We start from the raw sequence: 23618 nt of genomic DNA on the forward strand, positions 1-23618 counted from the left end.
AAATGTAGTCAAAACATCCAATACCCTTTGGCGCGATTTTGCATAGTGTGATCCTGATCAACTTTCCAGAAGGGGTTGCCATGTCAGGAAAAACCGCGAAGAACCACACCGCAGAACCAGGCCTCAAGAAGGTCCTCGGCCGCTGGGATGCCTTGGCCATAGGCGTTGGCGCGATGATCGGTTTTGGCTGGGTCGTGCTCACCGGCGACTGGATTACCACCGCCGGTCCGCTGGGAGCCACGCTGGCCATGCTGGTTGGCGGTGGCATCATGGCGGTAGTCGGCCTGACCTATGCCGAACTCGTTGCGGCCATGCCGAAAGCAGGCGGTGAGCACAACTACTTGCTGCGCGCCATGGGCGCCCGCTGGTCTTTTGCCGGTTCGTGGGCCATCGTCGGCGGCTACATTGCGATCGTGGCCTTTGAAGCAGTGGCACTGCCCAAATCCGTGCTCTATCTCTTCCCGGAGCTTTCGCAGATCAGATTATGGGAGATCGCTGGCTCAGAGGTCTACTTGACTTGGGCGCTGGTCGGTGTCGCCGGTGCGATAGCGATCACCTGGATTAACATCCGGGGCATCAAGACCGCCGGTGTAGTGCAGACCTTCGTGGTGCTCTTCCTCTTCGTCATCGGCGCAATGCTGCTTGCTGGCGCATTCACCGGAGGCGAGAGCAGGAATATGGAACCATTCTTCGAAAACGGGGTGGCCGGCTTCTTCGGCGTGATGATCGTGGTGCCGTTCATGTTCGTCGGCTTCGACGTGATCCCGCAGTCCGCCGAGGAATGCGACATCGCCCCGCGAAAAATTGGCAAGTACGTGGTGATTTCGGTGCTGATCGCCACCGCCTGGTATGTGGGGATCATCCTGGCCACCGCCTCGGGAATGGGCGCTTCGGCGCTCGCCGGATCCGAACTTGCCACTGCCGACGCGATGGGGGCACTGTTCAATTCCGAAATCATGTCAAAGGTGCTGATCGCCGGCGGCATTGCCGGCATCCTCACCTCGTGGAATTCGTTGCTGATGGGTGCTTCGCGGCTGATGTACGCGATGGCCAGTTCCGGGATGCTGCCACGCTGGTTTGCCTACCTGCATCCGAAGCACCGCACACCGAGCCATGCACTGCTGTTCATTGGCGGCCTCTCCATTCTGGCTCCATTCTTCGGCACCGCCATGCTCGGATGGTTGGTGGATTCCGGTTCGCCGTCGATCGTGATCGCCTACCTGCTGGTGGGCGTGGCGTTCTTGATTCTGCGCCAGCGCGAACCGCAGATGCAACGCCCGCTGCGCGTGGGCGGTGCGGGAAACGGCGGCAAGGTCATCGGCGTACTGTCGGTGGTCTTCTGCGCCGGCCTGATTTCGCTGTATCTTCCGGGAATGCCGGCGGCCATCGGGTGGCAGCCGTGGCTGCTCTTCGCCGCTTGGTGGATCCTGGGCATGGCCTTCTTGCTGCGGGTGCCACGCGGGATTGCGCCGGGCGAATTCGCGGAAGAGGAATTGCTGCAGAAGCTGAGCATCCGCCAGCAAGCCAAGCTCGGTGCCACCGGCCCGGACGCCACAGCAACGCGACGCGCCAGTGCGCCGCACGATAGCCGGACTCGGCTCAAGGGCTGACGGCTGTACCTAGGGCACGCCGCGGGATCTGGCTATTGCAGAGACTGCGGCGTGCCTATTTCTGTGCCCGGCGCAGGGCCAGCCAGAGCGAGGCGGCGGCATCCGGATCATCGAGATTGGCGCCAAGCAATTCCTGGGCCACGGTGATGCGGTGGCGCAAGGAATTTCGGTGGATGCCCAATTCGCGGGAGGCTTCTTCCCAATGGCCGCGATGGCGCAGGTAGGAGGTGACCGCGGAGAGCAGATCGGCGCGCGCGTACGCTGCGAGGGCCTTGACCCAGGTCTCTGCGCTGGCATCGAAGCCCGGGGCGCCGCAGGCCATGGTCCCGAACGGGACAGCGTCCAGCGTTTGGCGCAGGGCAGGCAAATTGGCAGGGATCTCGGCCAAGTTCAATGGTTGGGAGAGTACGGCGTGGACTTCGGGTGCGGGGGAATCAAATCGCCCGCACGCCATCGGGCCCGTTGCGGTTGCAGCCTGCGGTGCCACTGCCTCGCCATTGCCGGAACTGTCTGCGGGTTCGGGAAGTATCAAATAATGTTCGGCGCCGTCCTCATAGTGAAGCTGGCACTCGCGTACCGCTGCGGCGACATCGGGCAAGGCGGCGGGGCGCGCCAGCGAGGGCAGCGCATGAAGTGCGGTTGCTGCATCGGTATCGGCACCTGCCCGGTACAGCAGGATTCGCACACGAACAGGTATTCTGCCCAATCCGGCTTCTTCCCCGACCAGGCGTGCCGCCTCGGGCTGGCCATGCAGCAACAATTTTGCGGTGGCCGAGCTGAGCGCGTTATTCGTGCTGGCAGCCAATTCCCGTTGCCTGGCGCGCAAGGAGAGCAACGTGCAGGCCGTCATGATGATCTGCCGGTCGGCCTTGGTCGGCCTGCGCCCGGCGGCAACTCCGAGATATCCGTGGATCGTGGTTCCGGACAGGATGGGATAGAGCGCTACTTCGTGGCCATGGACCTCGAAGGTGGACGCCGAGGGCATGCCATTGCGCCGAAAGCGCATGGACTCGTGGCGGAGTTCACCCAGGAACGCTTCGGCGGATGCCGGGTAGCAGGCCGCCGGCCGGGAACCGACGGAAAGATAGGCGGCCCAGCCGTTCACTGCCTCAGCCAAGCCCCGCACGACTGCATTGATGGCATCCGGGCGTACGGCGGCACGCGCCAAGGCAGTCTGCGTGCCCAAGGAACCCATCAGGTTCGAAGCCTGATCACGTGAGGCCAGGCGCCAGTATGCCCGTGAAATGTTCTGGAAGGGCACTTGGTCCGGGACGATCCCCAGCTCTATGCCGGCAGCGTCGCAGGCGGCGATGACGTGCTCAGGCACCGTGCGAAGCCATGGACCCAGCCCCAGTCCCAGGGCGCAGACCTTTTTGTCCTGCAGCCGGCGCATGTATGCGCGGGAAGCTTCCTCGCTCGCGGCGAATGGCATGCCGGTGGTCAGCAGCAGCTCGCCGCCATCCAGATAGGTGGTGGGATCTTCCAGCTCAGAGACGTGCACCCCGCTGACCGGCTGGGCACGGAAGGTTCCGGTGCTGGCAGGGAAGAACTCGGTGCCCAACTCCGCGCCCAGCTGCAAAAGCGTAATCATTGGGTAAATTATCCAAGAAAGATGCTGGACTTGGATGCAATGACCAATGACGCGTGTCACGGGGATTTCTAGGCTTGAGCCATGACTGAAACCCTTGCTTCCACCGACGCCCCAACCTTGTCCCAGACCAGGCACCTTGCCACCAGCATCCCCGGCCCGCGCTCTGCGGCCCTCCATGAGCAGCGGGTGCAACAGGTCAGTAGCGGTTTTGGCGTCACCTTGCCGGTCTTCGTCAGCCGCGCCGATGGCGGGATTATCGAAGACGTCGACGGAAATCGCCTGATCGACTTCGCCTCGGGGATTGCCGTGACTTCACTGGGTGCCGCGAACCGCCGCGTGGCCGAACGCGTGGCCAAGCAGCTGGCGGACTTCACCCATACCTGCTTCATGGTCACCGAGTACGAATCCTTCACCCAGGTGTGCAGCTGGTTGAACCAGCACACCCCCGGCGAGTTCGAGAAGCGCACAGCGCTGTTCTCCACCGGGGCCGAGGCCGTGGAGAACGCGGTCAAGATCGCCCGTGCTGCCACCGGACGCGCTAACGTGCTGGTCTTCGACGAGGCCTACCACGGCCGTTCGCTGCTGACCATGGGCATGACTGCCAAGATCAATCCGTACAAGATGAATTTCGGCCCGATGCCCGAGCATATCGTGCGCGCCGCCTCGGCCAACCCGTTGCGGCCCTCTGGGGGAGCGGCCACCGTCGACGCGGTCCTGGCGTCCGTCGAGCAGACCTTGATGGACTATGGCCCCCAGACTTTCGCCGCGATGGTGATCGAGCCGATTCAGGGCGAAGGAGGTTTCGTTGTCCCGATGGCCGGGTTCATCCCGGGGCTGCGCAAGCTGGCCGACAAGCACGGTATTGTGCTGGTCATCGACGAGATCCAGGCCGGCATGGGGCGCACCGGAAAGCTATTCGCTTCGGAGCACGAGGGCGTGGCAGGTGACCTGATCCTCACGGCCAAGGCCCTGGCCAACGGAGTTCCGCTGTCCGCGGTGACTGGGCGCGCCGAGCTGATGAATGCCCCGCACGCTGGCGGCCTGGGCGGCACCTATGCTGGCAACCCGCTGGCTTGCGAAGCGGCGCTGGCTGTATTCGAGCAGTTCGAGGATGGGACGCTTCTGGATAACGCCCAGCTCATCGAGCGGGTGTCCCGCGAGGTTCTTGAACCACTGATGCAGCAGAGCCCGGTGGTTGCCGAAGTCCGCGGCCGCGGAGCCATGCTGGCTATCGAGTTCGCCGACCGGGGCAGCTTGGCGCCGCGCGCCGATGCGGCCGCCGCGGTTTCCAAGGCCTGCCATCGAGCCGGGGTGCTGACCCTGACCTGCGGTACGCACGGCAATGTGCTGCGCCTGCTGCCGCCGCTGGTGATCGGAGAAGCGCTGCTGCGCGATGGATTAGAGGTGCTTGCCCAGCAGATTCGCAGCGTCGCCAGCTGAGCGCCCTGCTGCAGTTTCGGCCCATGCCGCAGCCCGTTCGCGGGCTGCGGCATGGGCTATTTCTGCCTGGAGTCCCGGGCTGTGCGATAACTGAATCTTGACGTGACCCAGCAGACAAAATAGCATAATGGAAAACTGAAGTTTCATATTAGACAACTTGGACTTTCGTTCTTGGATGTCTGGGGGAGGAAGTTGCGATGAAGGAAATCCGCATCGAGGAAAACGGGCATCTGGGACCCATTAATGCCGCGGTGATTCCACGCTATGCAGGCGGCGGCACCTATGCCCGGCTGCCGCGACTGGATCAGGTGGAGAAGGCCGACATCAAGATTGTTGGCGTGCCTTTCGACACCGGTGTCTCCTACCGGCCCGGCGCCCGCTTCGGCGCCAACCACGTGCGTGAATCCTCGCGCCTGATCCGCCCCTACAACCCCGCCACCGACACCTCGCCGTTTGCGCAGAGCCAGGTGGCCGACGCGGGGGACATGGCGGTCAACCCGTTCAACATCAACGAGGCTATCGAGACCATCGAGCACAACGCACTGGAACTGACCAGTGACGGCTCCACCCTGGTCACCGTGGGCGGAGACCATACCATCGCGCTGCCGTTGCTGCGTGCCGCCTCGCAACGAGCCGGTGCTCCGGTAGCGATGCTGCACTTCGACGCGCACCTGGACACCTGGGACACCTACTTCGGTGCCGAATACACCCACGGCACCCCGTTCCGCCGTGCGGTCGAGGAGGGAATCCTGGATACCGAGGCGATCTGCCACGTCGGCACCCGCGGTCCGCTCTATGGCAAGAAGGACCTGGAAGACGACCAGCGCTTCGGCTTCGGCATCGTCACCAGCTCGGATGTCTACTACCAGGGCGTCCGCGAAATCGTGCACAAGCTGCGCGACCGCATCGGCAACCGCCCGCTGTACATCTCGGTGGACATCGACGTGCTGGACCCAGCCCACGCCCCGGGTACCGGAACCCCGGAGGCCGGCGGCATCACCAGCCGTGAACTGCTTGAAATCCTGCGCGGTTTGCGCGGGTTGAACATCATCGGCGCGGATATTGTCGAAGTCGCCCCCGCCTACGACCATGCGGAGCTGACCGGCGTGGCCGCCTCGCATGTCACCTATGATTTGATCAGCCTGATCAGCGACTTCCGCGCCAGCAAGGGGATGAATAGCTAATGAACGAGCAACCGCAACGCAACGGCGGCGATCTGGTCATCGAGACCCTCACCGCGCTCGGTGCCAAGACCGTATTCGGGATCCCCGGGCAGCACGCCCTGGGACTCTTCGACGCCCTCTCGCGCTCAAGCTTGGAGTTCATCTCCTCACGCGTGGAGAACAACTCCGCCTTCGCCGCCGATGGCTACTCCCGCGCTACCGGGGAAGTGGGCGTGCTGTTCCTCTCCACCGGCCCGGGCGCGCTGACCTCGCTAGCAGGTCTGCAGGAGGCCTACGCCACCGGCGTGCCCATGGTCGTGGTGGCCAGCCAGATTCCGCTGGACGGCCTGGGAGCCCGCCGCAAGGGCATGCTGCATCAGCTCGATGACCAGAAGGCCTCGGCCGCCAACGTCACCAAGTTCCAGCAGACCGTGCATCATGCATCGGGCATCCCCTCGGCGATCCAGGACGCGTGGGCCCGGGCCATTACCGTGCCGATGGGGCCGGTGTGGGTTGAGGTGCCGCAGGATGTCCTGCTCGCCCCGGTGATGGTGCCACCGGTACAGGATGCCCTGGCCGAAGCCTACGAGCATCCCCCGCGCGAAGAGCTGATTCGCGAAGCCATGCGCTGGCTGGCCGACGCCAAGCGCCCGGCCATCATCGCCGGCGGCGGTGTGCGCCGGGCCGGGGCGCAGGCTGAATTGCTGGCCGTAGCCGAAAAACTGCAGGCCCCGGTGCTGTGCAGCCCCGGCGGCAACGGAGCCTTTGGCTGGAACCATGAGCTGTCCTTGCAGTCGTGGGCGGAAGACCGCTATGTCTCGGACGTCATGGAAGATGCCGACGTGCTGGTGGTGATCGGTTCGGCCCTGGGCGAGGTCACCAGCAACTACTTCACGCTCGAACCCCGCGGCAAGATGATCCAGATTGATGCCGAGCCGCGCGTGCTCGAGTCCAACACCCCGGCCCTGGGTATCCGCGCCGATGCTCGTGAAGCCTTGAAATTCCTGGACGAAGAAATGCGCGAGACAGGCTTCAAGGCCCAGGCATCATGGCACGGAAGCACCCCGCAACAGGTGGTGGCCCAGACCCTGGCAAAGGTGCAGGCGCGCCTGGATGCCCAGGACCTTGGCAAGGAACGGAAGTTCATGGCGGATATCCGCGCCGCAGTCCCGGCAGGCATGCAGACCTTCTGGGATATGACCATCGCTGCCTACTGGGGCTGGAGCTGCTGGGACGCCAAGGATGGCGAATTCCATTCCGCGCAGGGTGCAGGCGGCCTCGGCTTCGGCTTCCCCGCCGCGATCGGTGGCGCCATCGGCTCCAAGCAGCGCGTGCTGGCAGTCAGCGGCGACGGTTCATCGATGTACTCCATTGCCGAACTGGCCACCGCCAAGCAGCATCATGCACCGGTCACCTGGTTGATCGTCGACGACGGGGGATATGGCATCCTGCGCGAGTACATGGAGGGAGCCTTCGGAAAAGCCACCGCCACCGAACTGGCCCGGCCGGACTTCGTGGCCCTTGCGCATTCCTTTGGCATCCCCGCCCAAGCGGTCGATCCCGAGGGCATCGGTTCGGCGCTCGCCGACGCCTTGGAAGCAGATGGCCCCAATGTCATTGTGGTCCGCACCCTGCTGAAGATGTTTGCGCCTACCCACCTGTAAAGCACCCGAACCCACGGACGGCCTCGGACCTGTTGCGCCCACGAGCGATGGATCCGGGGCCGTTGCGATTAGTGGATGAGGAAAAGTGCGGGTCAGTGGGTGAAATGGAACACCACACCGAATAGCACTGTCGAGATGCCCAAGCTAATGCCGATGAGCAGTGGCTCCCAATCCAGGGATTGAGCTGCCAACATCACTGCGAAGGAAGCGAAAAGCAGAATTGCTCCGATTCCTCCCAGGATCACACCTCCGCCTCCATGGTGCCGCGCGGCGGAGTGCGCGGTCCGTTGAAATCGTGGTTCCATGCCGCCATCGTACGTCCGAAAGCGACCAAAGCCGAGTGGCAGGGCCAACTACTTCGATATTGTCAGATTTGTTGGCTCAGCGGCCCGTGCGCAGCTGATGGATCCGCTCGGCAGCGGTTGCCAAGGAAGGATAATCGGCGCCGGGCCCTTGCGCGATGAAACCGGGGCAGTAGTGGTCGGCGAGTCCTGCCTGTCCGTAGGACAAGCCGCGGAACGTGCCCTGGGCCATGCGCACCAGATGCGCTCCGGCAGCCACATCCCACACCTTGGTATCGAACCCGATGGTGGCGTCGCACCAGCCTGCGGCAACATGGGCCAGGGCCAGCGCCGCGCAGACCTTGCGGCGTACCGTGGCGAAGTCCTGGATCCACTGGCCAAAGAGTTCCAAGGACAGATCCCCGTCCTTGAGCATGGATTCTGCTCCCGGGTAATCCGTCATCAGGTTGGCGCGGGACTGCTCGGGACGGGCACCGGGCTCAAGAACCTGCCCGTTGAGGAACGCGGCAGTCGAATTGGCGCTGAATTCGTCACCAGAAACCGGATCGAGGATTGCGGCGGCCACCAGTTCTCCATCGATGGCTGCGGCAATCGAGATGCAGAAGAATGCCACGCCGTGGACGAAGTTGCTGGTGCCGTCAATCGGATCGACAATCCACTGCACCTTCCCGGCGGCCTGCCGTCCTTGATCGCCAGAGACCTGCTCTTCGCCGAGAACCCAGGAATCCGGGTGGGCCGATAGCAGTGAGGCAGTGATGAGCCGCTGGCTCTGCCGGTCGATGTCGGTGACCAGGTCATGGGTGTTGGTTTTATGCTCGGCTACCACGTTGCCGCGGAAGGAAGCGCGCAGCAGCTCGGCGGACTGGCGAGCTGCCTTCAGCGCGGAAAGACGTAATTCTTCGGCGTATTGCGTGCTGGCTTGGACTCGCTGATCATTCACAACACCAGCTTACCGCCGTGGCAACAGGCAAAAACGTTGACTGGAGCAACGATTCGAACTTACATTGGTGGAAACACAATAGATAGGCAGCCGATAGATCGTGGACAAGTCTCCAGATAGCCCTTCGGATTCTGAACTCAAAATCCTGCTCGACGAGTTGGCCCGCAGTTCCAGGATCCTTCGCGTGTTTTCGCATATGGATCAGACTGACCCCGAGGTATCAAACGCCTCCCATCACGTGCTCAAGACGTTGAAAACCCGTGAACCCACGCATGCTGCCGACCTTGCGCAGTCCTTGGGGATCGGCACCGCGGCGATGAGCCGGCATTTGGCGGAACTGGAGCAAATGGGCCTGGTAGCCAAGCAGCCCAGCAAGATCGACGCCCGTCGCCACGTGCTCTGGGTGACCGCGGCGGGTTGCGAGCGGCTTGGATTCCGCGACCGCTTGCGCCTGGAGCGAATGCGGGATGTCCTTCCGGACTGGGATGCCGAGCGCTTGGCCAGCGTCGCGCACGCGCTGAGCGAATTGAACGCGACGATGATCCGCGGCATCCAATCCCAACGGACCGAGCAGTTCGGCAACGTGGAGAATTCCGACCTTGGATAAGAGCATGCCGGAAAAGGAACGTCCCACTGACCTCACCGAGACAGCGGCAGACCAGCCGCAGATGAATCAACGCGAGGTGCTCAAATCCATCGCTGGCGTCCTGGCATCCTTCTTCGCTGCCATGCTGGCGGCGACCATTGTGTCTATTGCGCTGCCGACCATCATGGATGTCCTGGGCGGCTCGCAAACCGACTTCAACTGGGTTTTGAGCACCACGCTGCTGGCTAATGCCGCCACCACTCCCATCTGGGGGAAAATGGCGGATCTCTTCGACAAGAAGAAGCTGCTGCAAGCCGGAATTCTGGTGTTCGTGCTCGGCTCGTTGCTGGCCGGACTCGCCTGGTCCATACCCGTTCTGCTGTTCGCCCGGGTCATCCAGGGCATCGGCATGGGCGGGCTGACCGCCATGGGCATGGCAGTCATCGGCACGGTCATCCCGCCACGGGAACGTGGACGCTATTCGGGATATTTCGGTGCCGTCATGGCTGTATCTACCGCAGCAGGACCGCTGCTCGGCGGATTCATCGTGGACTCGCCCCTGGGCTGGCGCTGGTGCTTCTTCTTCGGCATCCCGATCAGCCTGCTCTCCATGCTCTTGATCCACCGGACCCTGCACCTGAAGCACCTCAAGCGTCCGGTGCATATCGATTGGGTCGGCGCGGTCCTGTTGACCACCGCCGTCTCGATCCTGCTGATCTGGGTCTCCTATGTAGGCAAAGCCGACTATTTCGGCTGGAATTCGTGGCAGACCTACACGATGGTCTCGATGTTCCTATTGCTGGTTGCCGCGTTGCTGCTTGTTGAATCACGGGTTCGTGAGCCGATCATTCCGCTGAAGATCATTTGCACCCGAACAACCTCGCTGGCGATTCTCGCCTCGATCTCGATTGGCGTGGGGATGTTCGGCACCGGCGCATTCATCGGCCAGTACTTCCAGATCGCCCGCGAAGCGACACCGACCATGGCCGGCCTCATGACCTTGCCAATGATCGCGGGCAACTACTTCGGGTCCGTCTTCTCCGGGCAGATGATTACCCGCTTCGGCCGTTGGAAGATCTACCTGCTCATCGGTTCGGTCCTGAACATCGCCGGACTCGGCCTGCTCGGGCTGATGCGCCAGGATACCGAATACTGGCTCTTGGCCTGCGGCATGTTCCTCAACGGCGTGGGCATGGGATTCATGCTGCAGAACTTGGTGCTCTCGGTGCAGAACACGGTGAAAGTTACCGATATCGGGGCGGCAAGTTCTTCGGTGGCGTTTTTCCGTTCTGTAGGCGGCTCAGCAGGTGTGGCGGTGCTCGGCGCGCTGCTTTCGCGCAATGTGGCAGATCTTATTACCGAATCATTAGCGGCCAAGGGGCAGCTGTCCTCAGCCCCGGCCACCGGGGATTCCTTGAATCTTTCCGGGATGCCAGATGCGTTACGGCAGGTGGTGGAATCGGCGTATGGCGAGGCGACAGGGATCGTCTTCATCGTCTCGGCGGCCGTAGCCGTGGTTGCCTTCTTCTGCGTATTGCTCATCAAGGAAGTGCCATTGCGCAATAGGATCTAGTACCTGGCCTTGCCGCCGGGTCGAATCAGGATAAGCTTCAGACCATGAGTAGCATGCAACCGATTAAGCCGAAGGTATCTCTTACCGAGCAGGTGACCACGATGATCCGTGCCGCCATCGTTGCCGGTGAGATGGCTCCGGGGGAGCACTACTCGGCCATTGGCATCTCGGAAAAGCTCGGCGTCTCGCGAACTCCGGTGCGCGAGGCCTTGCAGCTGCTGGAAAAAGAGGGAATCGTTACCGTGGCGAAAAACCGCGGGGTGCGCGTCAACCAGATTTCATTGGAGGACATTGTCGAAGTCTTCCAGCTGCGTTTGGCTATCGAGCCTCCAGCTGCCGCACGTGGCGTGCGGAACGCGACCGAGGCTGATATCAACCAGCTGAAGTCGTTGCACCAGCGAATGCTCGCAATCGGCGAAACCGGTGATGGCCGGGCGACGCTGGAAGCGGACAAGGAATTCCACCTGTGCCTTCTGGGGCTGGCCGGAAATGCGAAACTCGACAGCGTGGTGGGGGAGCTGCGCAACCTTGTCCTGGCCCACGGGCAGACCACCGTGCCCTTCGCCCGCTCCAGCCAGGACCTGGCCGGGGACCGCGAGGAGATCATGGAGGCGATTCTGGCTAAAGACCCCGACGCCGCCGCGCTGGCCGTTCGGGGCCACGTCATGCGCACCGCGCAGATGCTGATCCGCTCGGTGTGTTCGCGGACCCCGGGACTGGACGCAGAACCGTTCCTGGAGCGGCTGGACGCCTTGATTTCCTAGGGCATTCCGCGCCCCCTGCAGACCCGAGCAGCGAAACATCCTGAAAATCCTTGCCAAGGGTGATCCGGGCAACATAGAGTTGCATGCAACATGTAACTAAGCAATTCTGTGCGGATTGAAGGTGTGGAAGCAAATGAGCCAACCGCTTGAAGGGGTCAAGGTCATCGACCTCTCGCGCATCTTGGCCGGGCCGCTGTGCTCCATGACCCTGGCCGACTTCGGAGCCGAAGTTCTCAAGGTGGAGAACGCTGCTGGCGATGAGACCCGCAGCTGGACGCCTCCGGTCAATGCCCAAGGCATCAGCACCTACTACTGGTCGGTGAACCGCAACAAGCAGGCAGTAGTCGCCGACTTCGCGGACGCGACCCAGTTGCAGGCCCTGCGCGGATTGATCCGCGACGCTGACGTGCTGGTGGAGAATTTCCGCCCCGGCGTCCTGGCCAAATTCGGGCTGGACTACGAGAGCCTGCACGAGCTGAACCCGGCACTGGTCTATTGCTCCATCTCGGGCTTCGGCGAAAAGCAGGGTGCAACCTTGCCCGGCTTCGACCTGCTGGTGCAGGCAGTGGGCGGACTGATGAGCATCACTGGAGAACCAGACGGGCCTCCGAGCAAGGCCGGCGTTGCCCTGGTGGACGTATTGGCGGCGCAGAATGCGGTTGCCGGCATCCTGCTGGCCATGCGCGAACGCGATGCCAGCGGTATCGGCCAGCGGGTGACCGTCAACTTGCTCGGCTCGCTGCTGGCCGGACTGACCAACCAGTCCAGCAGCACGCTGGCTACCGGAAAATCCCCGGCACGCATGGGCAACGCGCACCCGAGCATTGCCCCCTATGAAACCTTCGCGGCCAACGACGGCGTGGTGGCCATCGCCGTGGGCAATGACCGCCAGTTCGCTGCCTTGGCCAAGCATCTTGGCCAGCCGGACCTAGCCCAGGATCCGCGCTTCAGCAGCAATAGCGCACGGGTGGCCCACCGCGAAGAACTCAAGGCAATCATCGAAGCGGCCACCGCCTCAGCCACTGCCGCGCACTGGGCGAATGCGCTGATGTCCGCGGGAGTGCCCGCCGGAAAAGTCAACTCCATCGCCGAGGCCATCGACTTCGCCAAGGAACTTGGCCTGGATCCCGTCGCGCTGATCACCGATCCGGACACCGGGGAAGCGACCGAGCAGATCGCCAGCCCCATCGGGCTCTCGCGCACCGGTGCCCAATACCGCACCATCCCGCCGGCCCACGGGGAGCACCAAGCGCTTCTGGGCACCCTGGCAAATAGCTAATCGCAAGAACTTTCAAGGAGACTTAATATGAGCACCGCAGAACGCCTTCTGGATCCGGCCGACCTGATCAATTTCGATTCGCTGCTCTCGGCGGAGGAACTGGCCCTGCGCGATACCGTGCGCGGTTTCGTCAACGAGAACATCAAGCCGAATATCGCCAAGTGGTACAACGACGCAGTCTTCCCGCTGGAGATCGTTCCGGAGATGGCCAAGCTGGGCCTGCTGGGCATGCACCTGGAAGGCTACGGCTGCGCCGGCCGCTCGGCCGTGGAATACGGCATTGCCGGCGCCGAGCTGGAAGCCGGCGATTCGGGGCTGCGCACCTTCGTTTCGGTCCAGGGATCGTTGGCCATGAGCGCCATCTACAAGCACGGCTCCGAAGAGCAGAAGCAGCAATGGCTGCCCAAGATGGCCGCCGGCGAAGCCATTGGCTGCTTTGGCCTGACCGAACCAACGGCAGGTTCCGACCCGTCGAGCATGAAGACCTTCGCCCGCCGCGACGGCGATGACTGGGTGATCAACGGTTCCAAGCGCTGGATCGGGCTGGCCAATGTGGCGCAAGTGGCGGTGATCTGGGCACAGACCGATGAGGGCATCCGCGGCTTCGTCGTGCCAACCAGCACCCCGGGCTTCACCGCCACCCCCATCGAGCAGAAGCTGTCCATGCGCGCCTCCATCCAGTGCGAAATCGATCTGGTCGATGTGCGCCTGCCTGGTTCGGCGGTATTGCCGAATGCCAAGGGCCTGAAGGGGCCGTTCTCCTGCCTGAACGAAGCCCGCTACGGCATCTTGTGGGGTTCCATGGGGGCCGCCCGCGATTCATTCGAGGTGGCATTGGCCTACTCGCAGGAACGCCTGCAGTTCGACAAGCCGCTGGCCGGATACCAGATGACCCAGCAGAAGCTGGTGGACATGGCCCTGGAAATCAACAAGGGCTTCCTGCTGGCCCTGCACATCGGCCGGTTGAAGGATGCCGGGAATTTGGACCTGCACATGATCTCGGTAGGGAAGCTGAACAACTGCCGTGAAGCCATCGCGATCTGCCGCGAAGCACGCACCATCCTGGGAGGCAACGGCATCACGCTGGATTACTCGCCATTGCGCCACGCCAACAACCTGGAATCGGTGCGCACCTACGAGGGCACCGACGAGGTGCACACGCTGATCCTGGGCAACAAGCTCACCGGCGTGCCGGCCTTCCGCTAAGCCGCGAAGCCAAGGAAGACGGGAGAACCAAGCAAATGAACCTTTCCACAACACTTGCCACCCTGGAGCACTGCATCAATGGCGCATGGGTGCCTGGCGAAGGCCGCCGCATCGATTCGAAGGCGGCCGCCGACGAATCCATCGTGCTCGCGGAGGGCACCGCGGCCAGCGTGGACCAGGTGGACGCCGCTTTCGGCGCCGCCCACCGGGCCAAGAAATCCTGGGCGTCCACTCCGATGGCCGCCCGCGGGGCGATTCTGGCCAAGGCCGCCGGATACCTGAAGGAGCATGCGGAGGACTTCGGAGCGGAACTGGCCGCCGAAGAGGGCAAGACCAGAGCCGAGGGAATCGGCGAGGTGCTGCGGGCCGCACAGATCCTGGCCTACTATTCCGGCGAAGCGGAGCGCGCTGCCGGCACCGTCTTCCAATCCCCGCGTGCCGGGGAACAGATTCTGGTTACCCACAAGCCGCTGGGGGTGATCGGGGTGATCACCCCGTTCAACTTCCCGATCGGGATTCCGGCTTGGAAGATCGCCCCGGCGCTGGTTTTCGGCAATACCGTGGTGTTCAAGCCGGCCAGCCTGGTGCCGTTGCTGGCCATGCGCTTTGTGCAGGCCCTGGAGCACGGAGGGCTGCCCGCTGGTGTACTGAACCTGGTCATCGGCCCGGGCGCGCTGGGTGATGCCTTCATCGCCAATGAGCATTTGGACGGGCTGACTTTCACCGGTTCCACCGGAGTCGGGCGCAAACTCTGCGCGGCAGGTGCGGCCCGGGGGATTCCGGTGCAGGCCGAAATGGGCGGCAAGAATGCTTCGGTAGTGCTGGCCGACGCAAACCTGGACCTGGCCAGCGAGCAGGTGCTTTTCGGGGCCTTCCGCTCCACCGGCCAGAAGTGCACGGCCACCAGCCGGCTGATTCTCGACGAGTCCATCGCCGACGCATTCTTGGCCAAGCTCACCGAAAGGCTGGAGCAGTGGGTGACCGGGGACCCGCTGGACCCGTCAGTGCATATGGGACCGCTGGTGGATGCCAAAGCGGCGAACTCGGCGGCACAGGGGATCGACCGGTCGCTGGCACAGGGCGCAACACTGCGCTATCGCGGGTTGGCCCCGGGAACCGGCAGCTTCCTGGCACCAACCATTCTGGAACTTCCGGAGGGGGAAGCAGGGCGAGCCAACTGCGCCTGGCAGGAAGAATTCTTCGCGCCCATCGTGTCCGTCCGCCGAGTCAACGGGTGGAAGGAAGCTTTCGAGGCTGCAGAAGACTCGGAATACGGTTTGAGCCTGGCATTGTTCACCTCGAATCTTGCGCTGGCCCTGGAGGCGCAACAAACTCTCGACGTGGGTATTCTGCATGTAAATTCGGAGTCAGCCGGAGCTGACCCGCACGTGCCTTTCGGCGGTGCGAAAGCTTCGGGCTACGGACCGAAGGAACAAGGGGCAGCAGCTCGCGAGTTCTACACGCACACCACGACGACCTACCTGCGCGGCTAAAAGGCGCAGGCCAGGACTGCAAAGAAAGAATGGTCAATGAAGATTGAACGTATTTTGGTGATCGGTGCCGGCACCATGGGCCGCCAGATCGCGATGAGCTGCGCGCTGGGCGGCTACGCCACCGTGCTGCAGGATATCTCTGCCGACGCGTTGGGCGCAGCACGCACCGATCTGGAGTCCTGGGCTGCCGGCCGCGTGGCCAAAGGCAAACTAGACCAGCCCACGGCAGCTGCGGCGCTGGGGCGCTTGAGCCAGAACACCGACTTGAACCAGGCTGCTTCCACAGCCGACTTGGTGATCGAGGCTGCTGTGGAGCGCCTGGACATCAAGGAGCAGATCTTCGCCCAACTGGGCGAGCATGCACCGGCCCACGCCATCTTGGCGACGAACTCATCGACGCTGCCCTCCTCGAAGCTGGCCCAGGCCAGCGGCCGTCCAGCGCAGGTGTGCAATATGCACTTCTTCAACCCTGCATTGGTCATGAAGTGCGTTGAAATAGTCCGCCATGGGCAGACCAGCGATGCCACGATTCAGGCTGTTACCGAGGTAGCCAACCAGCTGGGGAAGAACCCGGTGCTGGTGAACAAGGAGATTCCGGGTTTCATTGCCAACCGCATGATGGGTGCGATCAACGCCGAGGCGCTGAACCTGGCTCACCAGGGAATCGCCAGCATCGAGGATATCGATACCACTGCGAAGACCGCTTTGGGCCACCCCATGGGTCCGTTCGAGCTGATGGACTTGGTGGGCCTTGATGTTATCGATTTCATCGCCCAGGCGACCTACGCCGAGACCGGTGACGAGGCCGACCAGCCGCACCCGATGATCACCGAAAAGGTGGCTGCGGGCAAGCTCGGACGCAAGAGCGGAGAAGGGTTCTACCCTTATTCCCAGGCATCGGCTTAAAGCTGGAAACGCCGCTGCCAGCCCGATGGCCATTGGGCGGGCGGCGGCGTTTGCCGTGCAGATCGGAGAGAACTATTCAGCGACCTCTGGTTGCTCGCCAAGCTCGAAGTGGCGCCCGGAGACCGAATCAATGTTGACCCGAATCCAGAAATCCTTCTGGGTGGGGATCCAGGGAGTGACGCCGCTTTCGCGGGCCTCCTTGATATCGGCCTCATGCTCCAATACTTCGGCGCTGCCGTGCACTACAACGGACCAAGCTTCATCGGAAAGGATGCCGTCGACCTCGAAAGCGATCTTTTCATTGATCGCCATGGCCGCAAGCTTATTACCGGGCGAGGTGCGCAAGAACAGCTTCCCGTTGTGCACCGCGTAGTTCACCGGAACAATATCGATCAACCCTGCAACCGAAGTTGCTACGCGTCCGTGGGAGCTGTGCGAGAGCAGCTGCCACGATTGGTCCTCATCCAATACCAGGACCGGACTATTGAGCTCGTGTTCGAATTTCATAGCACCAGCTTTCTACTCTTTGTAGAAAAAGGCAAGGGCTCGAGACACAAGTTGTCGTTTTCCCGTGCTTGGCGGTCGACATGAAAGACTGGGGCTATGAGTCATATTTCGGCTGATGGCGATGCCCGGCATGTAGCTTCGCGAATGGAAGACGGAGTGCATCGTTGGCGTGCACGGCGCGCCCTGGCCAACGGCCACCAAGCGGTAATCCTTCCCTATGTGGGATATGGCTCTACCGGACCGAGCGGCGGCTGGATTCGCGTCTTCGCCCGCGTTGTGCTGGCCAAGCCCGGCGCCTTTGAAGACGGGCAGCACCAAGCCCAGGTCATTGCCGATGGCATTCGCGGTTTCCGCAATTTCATTTCCCCGATCCTTCCCGGCGGCAAGGTCAGCATTGACGTTGGCGACCAGCGCTTCGAGGTCCAGGCTGACCGTGGCGGCGTGATTGATGTGAAGCTGGTAGTCGACCTGCCCGCGGGCTGGAATGAGATCCGGCTTCATGCCCACAACGGCGATGCCGCGCAGGCGAAGATTCTCGTTATCGACCAGGCGCAGAAGTTCGGGGTGATCAGCGACGTGGATGACACCGTCGTGGTCACCGCACTGCCGCGCCCCATGCTGGCGGCGTGGAACTCCTTTGTGCTCTCCGAGCATGCCCGCGTGGCGACCCCCGGGATGGCGGTGATGCTCCAGAAGGTGCTGCTTGAGCATCCGGGAGCTCCGACCATCTACCTTTCCACCGGCGCATGGAATGTCGCGCAGACCCTGCAGCGCTTCATCTCGCGCAACCTGTACCCGAAGGGGCCGTTGCTGCTCACCGACTGGGGGCCAACAGACCGTTCCTGGTTCCGCAGCGGAATGCAGCACAAGGTTGACCAGCTGCGCCGCCTGGCCGAAGAATTCCCGCACATTTCATGGGTGCTCATCGGCGATGACGGCCAGCATGATCCGGCCATTTATGCGGAGTTCGCGCGCCGCTACCCCGAATTGGTACGGGCTATTGTGATCCGCCAGCTGACCCCTTCGGAAGCGGTGCTAGCCGGCGGACGTTCGCATGAGCTGCGCCGAACCACCCCCGGGGTGCGTTGGGTCTACGAGCCGGACGGAGCCCGGATCCTTCGGGAGCTGGCCAAGTTGGGGATCGTGGGCAATGACGGCGCAAACCTGCTGAAGGAAGATTAGCCATGGAAGAAAGCATCCTGCGGGTGCAGGTCCCTATGCGCTGGGGCGACATGGATGCTTACGGCCATGTCAATAATGTCAATCTGATCCGGTTAATGGAAGAAGCGCGAATCGCCGGCTTCGGCGTGCCCGGTGGCACCGGCGCGCCAGGCTCGCAGCCGCAGGCCGATATCTTCTCTGCAGTGCCTGCCGGAACCCAGATCCTCGTTGTCGAGCATCGGGTGCGGTATTCCCGCCCGTTGGAATACCGCAACGTGCCGGTCAATGTCGATCTCTGGGTTGCCAATGTCAAGCCTGCCAGCTTTGATATCTGCTACGAGTTCCGTGACCCGGTGGAGGACTATTTGTGCGTCAAGGCCTCCACTACGTTGGCTTATTTCGACCCGGTGTCCTCGCGGGTGCAGCGTTTGAGTCCCGGAGAACGCGCGGCGCTCAGTGCATATGAAGGTCCTCCGACCTTCCCGAAGTAACCACTTGCGCTCCCGTCAATTAGGATTGATCTATCTACCCTTATTAAGACAGGAAGTGATTTTGTGTCCCAGCCGGCTGGTGATCGCCCGCAAACTGGAGGCCGACCTGCGCGCCCCCAGGTCCTCCTGCAGGTCCTCAAGCGCGAGAATATCGCACCTCATCTGGTGCGGCTCACCCTTGGCGGTCCAGGCATCTGCGATTTCGCAGACAAGCCGGTGACCGACCGCTACGTGAAGTTCCTGTTCGCGAAGCCGGAACTGGGCCTTGAATTGCCTTATGACATGGAAGCGCTGCGTGAGCGGCTGGCTCCCGAGGATCTGCCGGTTCGCCGTACCTATACCGTGCGCCGCAGCGATATGCAGGCGGGAACCATCGAGGTCGATTTCGTGGTTCATGGCGATGAGGGCCTAGCAGGTCCTTGGGCGCGTGACGCGCAGATCGGCTCATCGATCTGCTTCTCGGGCCCGGGCGGAATGTTTGTCCCCAAGGATGAATTCGATTTCCACTTCTTTGCCGGAGATGAAACTGCCATTCCCGCCATTGCGGCCTCCTTGGAGTCCATGGCCCCGCAGATGCGGGGCCTGGTGGTCATCGAAGTTGCCGACGAGGCTGACGAAATGCAATTGCAGGCGCCGGCCGGCGTGGAAATTCGCTGGATTCACCGCGGTGCCGAATTCTCCCCTGAAACCACGATCCTGGAGTCCGTGGTCCGGGGGATTCCATGGCCCGAGGGCCGGGTGCAGGTCTTTGCCCACGGTGAGCGCGAAGTCATGAAGAAGCTGCGCGCATACTTCTATGACGAGCATGGCGTGGACCGCCGCGACATGTCGCTATCTGCCTACTGGGCCTTTGGCCGTGCAGAAGATGCATTCCAGGCCGAGAAGCGTACGGAAGTTGGCAAGATCTTCGCCGACTAGTCTTTTGGCGCGGACAAAATCGAGCAAGTTAGAGCGACCTAAGAAATAAATTGAAAAATTACGCAAACAGGGCTTGACGTTATTACTGGTTCTTAGGATATGCTTATTCCAGAGCTTCTCCCGTGTGTGGTCGGGAGAAGCGTCAAGCTTGACCGATATTTATCGGCTAGTTCGCTGCTTGCCGGGGCTGCTCACCTCGAAGCAGCGAGCGGCGTAGCCGGCTTGAATAAGGGGAATGGAGAATCGGCTGACTTGCTCAGTCGGCCGATTCGTCGAAAAGGGAGCTTATCAGGATTGCACACCTTGATAAGCTCCCTTTCTCGTTGCTACAGCTTGGCGGCGTCGAAGGACCACAGCAGCAACGTGGCCAGGTAGCCCGCACCCTTCGGTGGAGGCGCCACAGCGACACCGCGATCATGAAGCTTGCTCATGGCTCGGCGAACTACCAGATCCGACTCCAGGAAGATCTCTGGATCCCGCAAACCCCGCAGGGCAAGGTAATTGCGCGTCCATGGCCCCACGCCGCGCAGCCCTTGGAGCTGCTCCAGGAATGCCGGCACGTCTCTGAGCAGGAACTTTCCACTGTGCTCGAACCATTCGGCTACCGCGTGCAGCGCCGTTGCCCGCGGCAACGGGCAGCGAATGATTGCGCGCAATTCCCCAGGCGTGCAGGCGGCCGTTGAGGCCGCTGTGGGGAAAGCCCGAAGGCCCGAGCCATGCTGCTGGCCCAATGCGCCGACGTAGCGCCCGCCGAGGGTCCGTGCCGCCGCCAAGGACACCTGCTGTCCAATGATCGTGGTGGCCAGGGCCTCGAAAATATCCGGGTAGCTGATGAGCCGCAAGGAGGGGTAAGCCATCGCGAGCGGCTGGTAGCAAGGAAGGGCCTGGAGCGCTTCATAAGCAGCTGTGGTGTCTTGCTGCAGTCCAAGCCAATGGTTGATGATCTCCGTGAGGCGCGCAATGGATTCAGCCGGGGCGTCGTGGGTGAGCGATACGCCTGCAGGATCCAGGCTCAATGAAACTTCAACCAGGTTCCCGTCCAGCTGCAGGACGCGGTGCACCTGGGCCGCAGCGGCATCCAGCCGCTCCTGGGCAGGCAGCGAATGCAATTCCAGGACTGCCAGTGCGTGGCCGACGTCCAGAATTCCCGTTGCCGGTAGGCGCAGTTCCATGACCTCAGGCCCAAATGCCGGAAGTGCCGCGGCGGTGCGATCCGACCAGATGGGTATCGACCATGCCGATGGCTTCCATCAACGCGTACATGGTGGTCGGGCCCACGAACTTAAAACCCCGCTTCTTCAGCGCCTTGGCCAGTTCCTTGGACTCGGGGCTTTGCGTGGGTACTTCAGTGAAATTACGCGGAGCCGGGGTCTGTTCCGGCTTGAAGGACCACACGAAATCCGAGAGGCCGCCCTCTTCGCGCAGCATCAGGGTCGCTTCTGCGTTGGCGATCGTTGCGCGGATCTTGAGCCTATTGCGCACGATCCCGGCGTCTTCCATCAGGCGATTGAAATCGTCCTCGGTAAATAATGCGACCTTCTCGGGATTGAAGTGCTCGAAAGCGCGGCGGAACGACTCACGCTTGGAAAGGATGATGGCCCAGGACAGGCCTGACTGGAAGCACTCAAGGCTCAGCCGCTCGAAAAGTCCCTCTTCGGAGGTGATCGGCATGCCCCATTCGGCGTCGTAGTACGTGCGGAGCATGTCATTCGAGGCGGCCCAGCGAGGGCGCGCCAATCCGTCTTCGCCAACGATGAGATCTTCAGTCATATTTTCATCTTGCCATCCATCGCGCTGCGCAGTTGGCCATGCAACGTTCCGTTTCGCGGCAAAGTCACCTATCATCGTTATATGGCGATAATAGAGTCAGATATCGATGCATCGGAAATCCGCAGCGGCAAGCTCCAGTTCGCTGCGCTCTTCCACGCGCTCGCTGACCCGGCGCGGCTGCTGATTCTGGACCATCTGCGCACCGGGGAGCATAAGGTCAGGGAACTGACCGAGCATTTGGGCCTTGCCCAAAGCACGGTCAGCGCGCATCTGTCCTGCCTGAAGGACACCGGCCTGGTGCACGTCCGAAGCCAGGGCCGGGCCAGCATCTACTCGCTGGGCCAGAGCGAAGCACTTGACGCATTGACCGCTGCCGCCTCGGCGCTTCTGCCGCAAGAGGCATCCCATCACCATTGGGAAGAAGCGCACAGCATGGATCCGAAGAAAGGCTGAACTTGGGACACGATCACTCTCACGGGCACTCCCATGATCATTCCGGAGCAAACCGAACCCGCCTGGCCTGGGCCTTCGCCATCACCGCTACAATCCTCGTCGCCGAGGTTGTTGGCGCTATCGTCACCAACTCGCTGGCCTTGCTGGTCGACGCAGCGCATATGCTGACCGATACCCTGGGGCTATTGCTGGCTCTGACCGCTGCCAACCTGATCATGCGCAAGCCAACGACCAAGCGCACCTGGGGATTCCGCCGCGCAGAAGTCCTCTCCGCCACCTTCCAATCGGCGTTGCTGCTGGCTGTGGGCATCTATGCGGCCATCGACGCCGTGCGGCGGCTCTTCACCCCTGCAGAGGTCCAACCGGAGGGACTGCTGGCCTTCGGCATCATCGGCCTATTGGGCAACGTCATCTCCATGTGGATCATTTCCGCCGGACGCAATAGCAACCTCAATATGCGTGCGGCTTTCCTGGAAGTAGTCAACGACGCGCTGGGCTCGGTTGCCGTTATCATCGCCGCGCTGGTTATCACCTACACCGGATGGATGCGCGCCGACTCCGTGGCAGCCCTGGTGATCAGCGCCCTGATCGTTCCCCGGGCCATGAAACTGCTGGGGGAAACCACCCACATCCTGCTCGAATCCACGCCTAGGGGCCTGGACCTGCTCGGGGTCAAAGCGCATTTGGAGGCATTGCCCGGGGTGATTGCGGTGCACGATCTGCACGCCAGCCAGATTGCCTCCAACCTTCCGGTGCTCACCGCCCATGTGGTGGTCGAGGACTCGATGTTCTCCGCTGGGGTAGCCGGTGGGCTGCTGCGGGATTTGCAGCAGTGCGTGGCAGATCATTTCACCGTGAGCGTTGAGCACTCGACCTTCCAGATTGAGCCGGCATCGCACCAGAAAACCGAACGCGAACATGGCTGCTAATCGGTAACCTGCGGGGGCAGAGCGTCCACGGATATGCTCATACCTTGGTATGACGCACCCCCGGCAAACTAGGTCCTGATGATGGATGCGGGTTTGGCTAGGCGCTTTGTAGTATTTCTAATATGACTTCTGAGACTCTGCCAAAAACCGAAAATGCGGTCGCTGCCCGCGGCTTGACCAAGACCTACGGGCATGACAGCACCCGGGTTGAGGCCCTTCGCGACGTAAACGTTTCCTTCGAACGATCCCGCTTCACCGCCATCATGGGCCCATCGGGCTCCGGAAAATCCACGCTGATGCACTGCCTGGCTGGACTTGATACCGCCGACTCCGGCGAAATCATCATCGGCGGCAAGAACCTGCTGGAGCTGAGCGATGACCAGCTGACCGAGATGCGCCGCGAGCAGATCGGCTTTGTCTTCCAGTCTTTCAACCTCGTGCCAACCATCACCGCCAAGGACAACATCCTGCTGCCATTGTCGCTGGCCGGCAAGAAGCACGATCGCGACTGGTTCAACACCGTCATCCAGGCGCTCGGCCTGGGCGACCGCCTGAACCACAAGCCGCATGAACTTTCCGGCGGCCAGCAGCAACGTGTCGCGGTAGCCCGAGCACTGCTCACCCGGCCGGAAGTGGTCTTCGGCGACGAGCCGACCGGCAACCTCGATTCGCGTACCGGCGCCGAAGTGCTGTCCTTGATGCGCACGTCCACCCGTGAAATGGGCCAGACCATCATCATGGTCACCCACGACCCGGTGGCCGCGTCCTATGCAGACAATGTCTTGCTGATGAAGGACGGCACGATTGTCGGATCCATCCAGGAGCCAACCGTGGCTACCGTAACCGAGGCCCTGGCCTCCTTGGCGGAGTAA

Annotated in this window: 23 protein-coding genes; 17 read left to right on the plus strand and 6 right to left on the minus strand. The window is 62.3% G+C overall.

The window, feature by feature from the left end; genetic code table 11:
* Positions 1–80 precede the first annotated feature (80 nt).
* On the plus strand, positions 81–1610 hold the full coding sequence (locus tag ACIQTS_RS16365) for an APC family permease (protein ID WP_402473911.1): 1530 nt from the start codon (positions 81–83) through the stop codon (positions 1608–1610).
* Positions 1611–1665: 55 nt separating this feature from the next.
* On the opposite strand, the gene ACIQTS_RS16370 is transcribed toward ACIQTS_RS16365, so the two are convergent.
* The gene (locus ACIQTS_RS16370; protein ID WP_402473912.1) at positions 1666–3201 is read right to left on the minus strand and encodes a PucR family transcriptional regulator; all 1536 of its coding nucleotides are present in this window, start codon (positions 3199–3201) and stop codon (positions 1666–1668) included.
* Positions 3202–3282: 81 nt separating this feature from the next.
* Between ACIQTS_RS16370 and ACIQTS_RS16375 the strand changes: the two genes are divergently transcribed.
* The 3 genes from ACIQTS_RS16375 to ACIQTS_RS16385 all read left to right on the plus strand — a co-directional run bounded on the left by ACIQTS_RS16375 (position 3283) and on the right by ACIQTS_RS16385 (position 7468).
* Positions 3283–4641: an aminotransferase class III-fold pyridoxal phosphate-dependent enzyme gene (locus tag ACIQTS_RS16375; protein WP_402473913.1), complete on the plus strand. Its 1359-nt coding sequence runs from the start codon at positions 3283–3285 to the stop codon at positions 4639–4641.
* Positions 4642–4838: 197 nt separating this feature from the next.
* Complete coding sequence (speB, locus tag ACIQTS_RS16380) at positions 4839–5825, plus strand: agmatinase (protein WP_332487687.1); 987 nt, start codon at positions 4839–4841, stop codon at positions 5823–5825.
* The gene (locus ACIQTS_RS16385; protein WP_400291472.1) at positions 5825–7468 is read left to right on the plus strand and encodes a thiamine pyrophosphate-binding protein; all 1644 of its coding nucleotides are present in this window, start codon (positions 5825–5827) and stop codon (positions 7466–7468) included. The genes speB and ACIQTS_RS16385 overlap by 1 nt, the downstream gene beginning before the upstream one ends.
* Positions 7469–7560: 92 nt before the next feature.
* On the opposite strand, the gene ACIQTS_RS16390 is transcribed toward ACIQTS_RS16385, so the two are convergent.
* Together ACIQTS_RS16390 and ACIQTS_RS16395 are read right to left on the minus strand one after the other, a co-directional pair.
* Positions 7561–7773, minus strand: a complete 213-nt coding sequence (locus ACIQTS_RS16390; protein WP_133833215.1) for a hypothetical protein — start codon at positions 7771–7773, stop codon at positions 7561–7563.
* A gap of 76 nt (positions 7774–7849) precedes the next feature.
* Positions 7850–8710 (minus strand): inositol monophosphatase family protein, encoded by an 861-nt coding sequence (locus ACIQTS_RS16395; RefSeq protein ID WP_332594649.1) that lies wholly within the window; start codon positions 8708–8710, stop codon positions 7850–7852.
* A 184-nt stretch (positions 8711–8894) separates the two neighbouring features.
* Between ACIQTS_RS16395 and ACIQTS_RS16400 the strand changes: the two genes are divergently transcribed.
* The 7 genes from ACIQTS_RS16400 (at position 8895) to ACIQTS_RS16430 (ending at position 16517) form a co-directional block, all read left to right on the plus strand.
* A complete protein-coding gene (locus ACIQTS_RS16400) occupies positions 8895–9317 on the plus strand; it encodes a MarR family winged helix-turn-helix transcriptional regulator (protein WP_402473914.1) in 423 nt (140 codons plus the stop codon).
* Complete coding sequence (locus ACIQTS_RS16405; RefSeq protein ID WP_402473915.1) at positions 9310–10869, plus strand: MFS transporter; 1560 nt, start codon at positions 9310–9312, stop codon at positions 10867–10869. Before ACIQTS_RS16400 ends, ACIQTS_RS16405 begins: the two co-directional genes overlap by 8 nt.
* A gap of 44 nt (positions 10870–10913) precedes the next feature.
* Positions 10914–11633 carry a GntR family transcriptional regulator gene (locus ACIQTS_RS16410; RefSeq protein WP_105657328.1) on the plus strand — a complete coding sequence of 240 codons (720 nt, stop codon included), beginning with the start codon at positions 10914–10916 and terminating at the stop codon, positions 11631–11633.
* Between the two features lie 133 nt (positions 11634–11766).
* The gene (locus tag ACIQTS_RS16415) at positions 11767–12912 is read left to right on the plus strand and encodes a CaiB/BaiF CoA transferase family protein (protein ID WP_402473916.1); all 1146 of its coding nucleotides are present in this window, start codon (positions 11767–11769) and stop codon (positions 12910–12912) included.
* A 27-nt stretch (positions 12913–12939) separates the two neighbouring features.
* The gene (locus tag ACIQTS_RS16420) at positions 12940–14118 is read left to right on the plus strand and encodes an acyl-CoA dehydrogenase family protein (RefSeq protein ID WP_105657330.1); all 1179 of its coding nucleotides are present in this window, start codon (positions 12940–12942) and stop codon (positions 14116–14118) included.
* 35 nt (positions 14119–14153) lie between these two features.
* A complete protein-coding gene (locus ACIQTS_RS16425) occupies positions 14154–15611 on the plus strand; it encodes an aldehyde dehydrogenase family protein (RefSeq protein WP_332727377.1) in 1458 nt (485 codons plus the stop codon).
* Between the two features lie 36 nt (positions 15612–15647).
* Positions 15648–16517, plus strand: coding sequence for a 3-hydroxyacyl-CoA dehydrogenase family protein (locus tag ACIQTS_RS16430; protein ID WP_402473917.1), 870 nt, complete (start codon positions 15648–15650; stop codon positions 16515–16517).
* Positions 16518–16589: 72 nt separating this feature from the next.
* Here the strand turns inward: ACIQTS_RS16430 and ACIQTS_RS16435 are convergent, their stop codons facing one another.
* The gene (locus ACIQTS_RS16435; protein WP_105657333.1) at positions 16590–17024 is read right to left on the minus strand and encodes a pyridoxamine 5'-phosphate oxidase family protein; all 435 of its coding nucleotides are present in this window, start codon (positions 17022–17024) and stop codon (positions 16590–16592) included.
* A gap of 96 nt (positions 17025–17120) precedes the next feature.
* On the opposite strand from ACIQTS_RS16435, the gene ACIQTS_RS16440 reads away from it, so the two are divergent.
* The 3 genes from ACIQTS_RS16440 (at position 17121) to ACIQTS_RS16450 (ending at position 19594) form a co-directional block, all read left to right on the plus strand.
* Positions 17121–18206 carry an App1 family protein gene (locus tag ACIQTS_RS16440; protein ID WP_105661617.1) on the plus strand — a complete coding sequence of 362 codons (1086 nt, stop codon included), beginning with the start codon at positions 17121–17123 and terminating at the stop codon, positions 18204–18206.
* Positions 18207–18208: 2 nt separating this feature from the next.
* Entirely contained in the window at positions 18209–18676 is a 468-nt protein-coding gene (locus tag ACIQTS_RS16445) for a thioesterase family protein (RefSeq protein WP_105661618.1), read from the plus strand.
* Between the two features lie 63 nt (positions 18677–18739).
* The gene (locus ACIQTS_RS16450; RefSeq protein ID WP_105657336.1) at positions 18740–19594 is read left to right on the plus strand and encodes a siderophore-interacting protein; all 855 of its coding nucleotides are present in this window, start codon (positions 18740–18742) and stop codon (positions 19592–19594) included.
* A gap of 326 nt (positions 19595–19920) precedes the next feature.
* Here the strand turns inward: ACIQTS_RS16450 and ACIQTS_RS16455 are convergent, their stop codons facing one another.
* Together ACIQTS_RS16455 and ACIQTS_RS16460 are read right to left on the minus strand one after the other, a co-directional pair.
* A complete protein-coding gene (locus ACIQTS_RS16455; protein WP_402473918.1) occupies positions 19921–20766 on the minus strand; it encodes a DNA-3-methyladenine glycosylase family protein in 846 nt (281 codons plus the stop codon).
* 4 nt (positions 20767–20770) lie between these two features.
* Positions 20771–21364 carry a DNA-3-methyladenine glycosylase I gene (locus ACIQTS_RS16460; protein ID WP_105657338.1) on the minus strand — a complete coding sequence of 198 codons (594 nt, stop codon included), beginning with the start codon at positions 21362–21364 and terminating at the stop codon, positions 20771–20773.
* Between the two features lie 81 nt (positions 21365–21445).
* On the opposite strand from ACIQTS_RS16460, the gene ACIQTS_RS16465 reads away from it, so the two are divergent.
* The 3 genes from ACIQTS_RS16465 to ACIQTS_RS16475 all read left to right on the plus strand — a co-directional run bounded on the left by ACIQTS_RS16465 (position 21446) and on the right by ACIQTS_RS16475 (position 23618).
* Entirely contained in the window at positions 21446–21817 is a 372-nt protein-coding gene (locus ACIQTS_RS16465; RefSeq protein WP_332487663.1) for a metalloregulator ArsR/SmtB family transcription factor, read from the plus strand.
* Positions 21818–21819: 2 nt separating this feature from the next.
* Positions 21820–22746 carry a cation diffusion facilitator family transporter gene (locus ACIQTS_RS16470; protein WP_332730885.1) on the plus strand — a complete coding sequence of 309 codons (927 nt, stop codon included), beginning with the start codon at positions 21820–21822 and terminating at the stop codon, positions 22744–22746.
* Between the two features lie 122 nt (positions 22747–22868).
* Complete coding sequence (locus tag ACIQTS_RS16475; RefSeq protein ID WP_105657341.1) at positions 22869–23618, plus strand: ABC transporter ATP-binding protein; 750 nt, start codon at positions 22869–22871, stop codon at positions 23616–23618.

The sequence above is a fragment of the Glutamicibacter sp. NPDC090743 genome, assembly GCF_044769125.1.
Taxonomy (GTDB): domain Bacteria; phylum Actinomycetota; class Actinomycetes; order Actinomycetales; family Micrococcaceae; genus Glutamicibacter.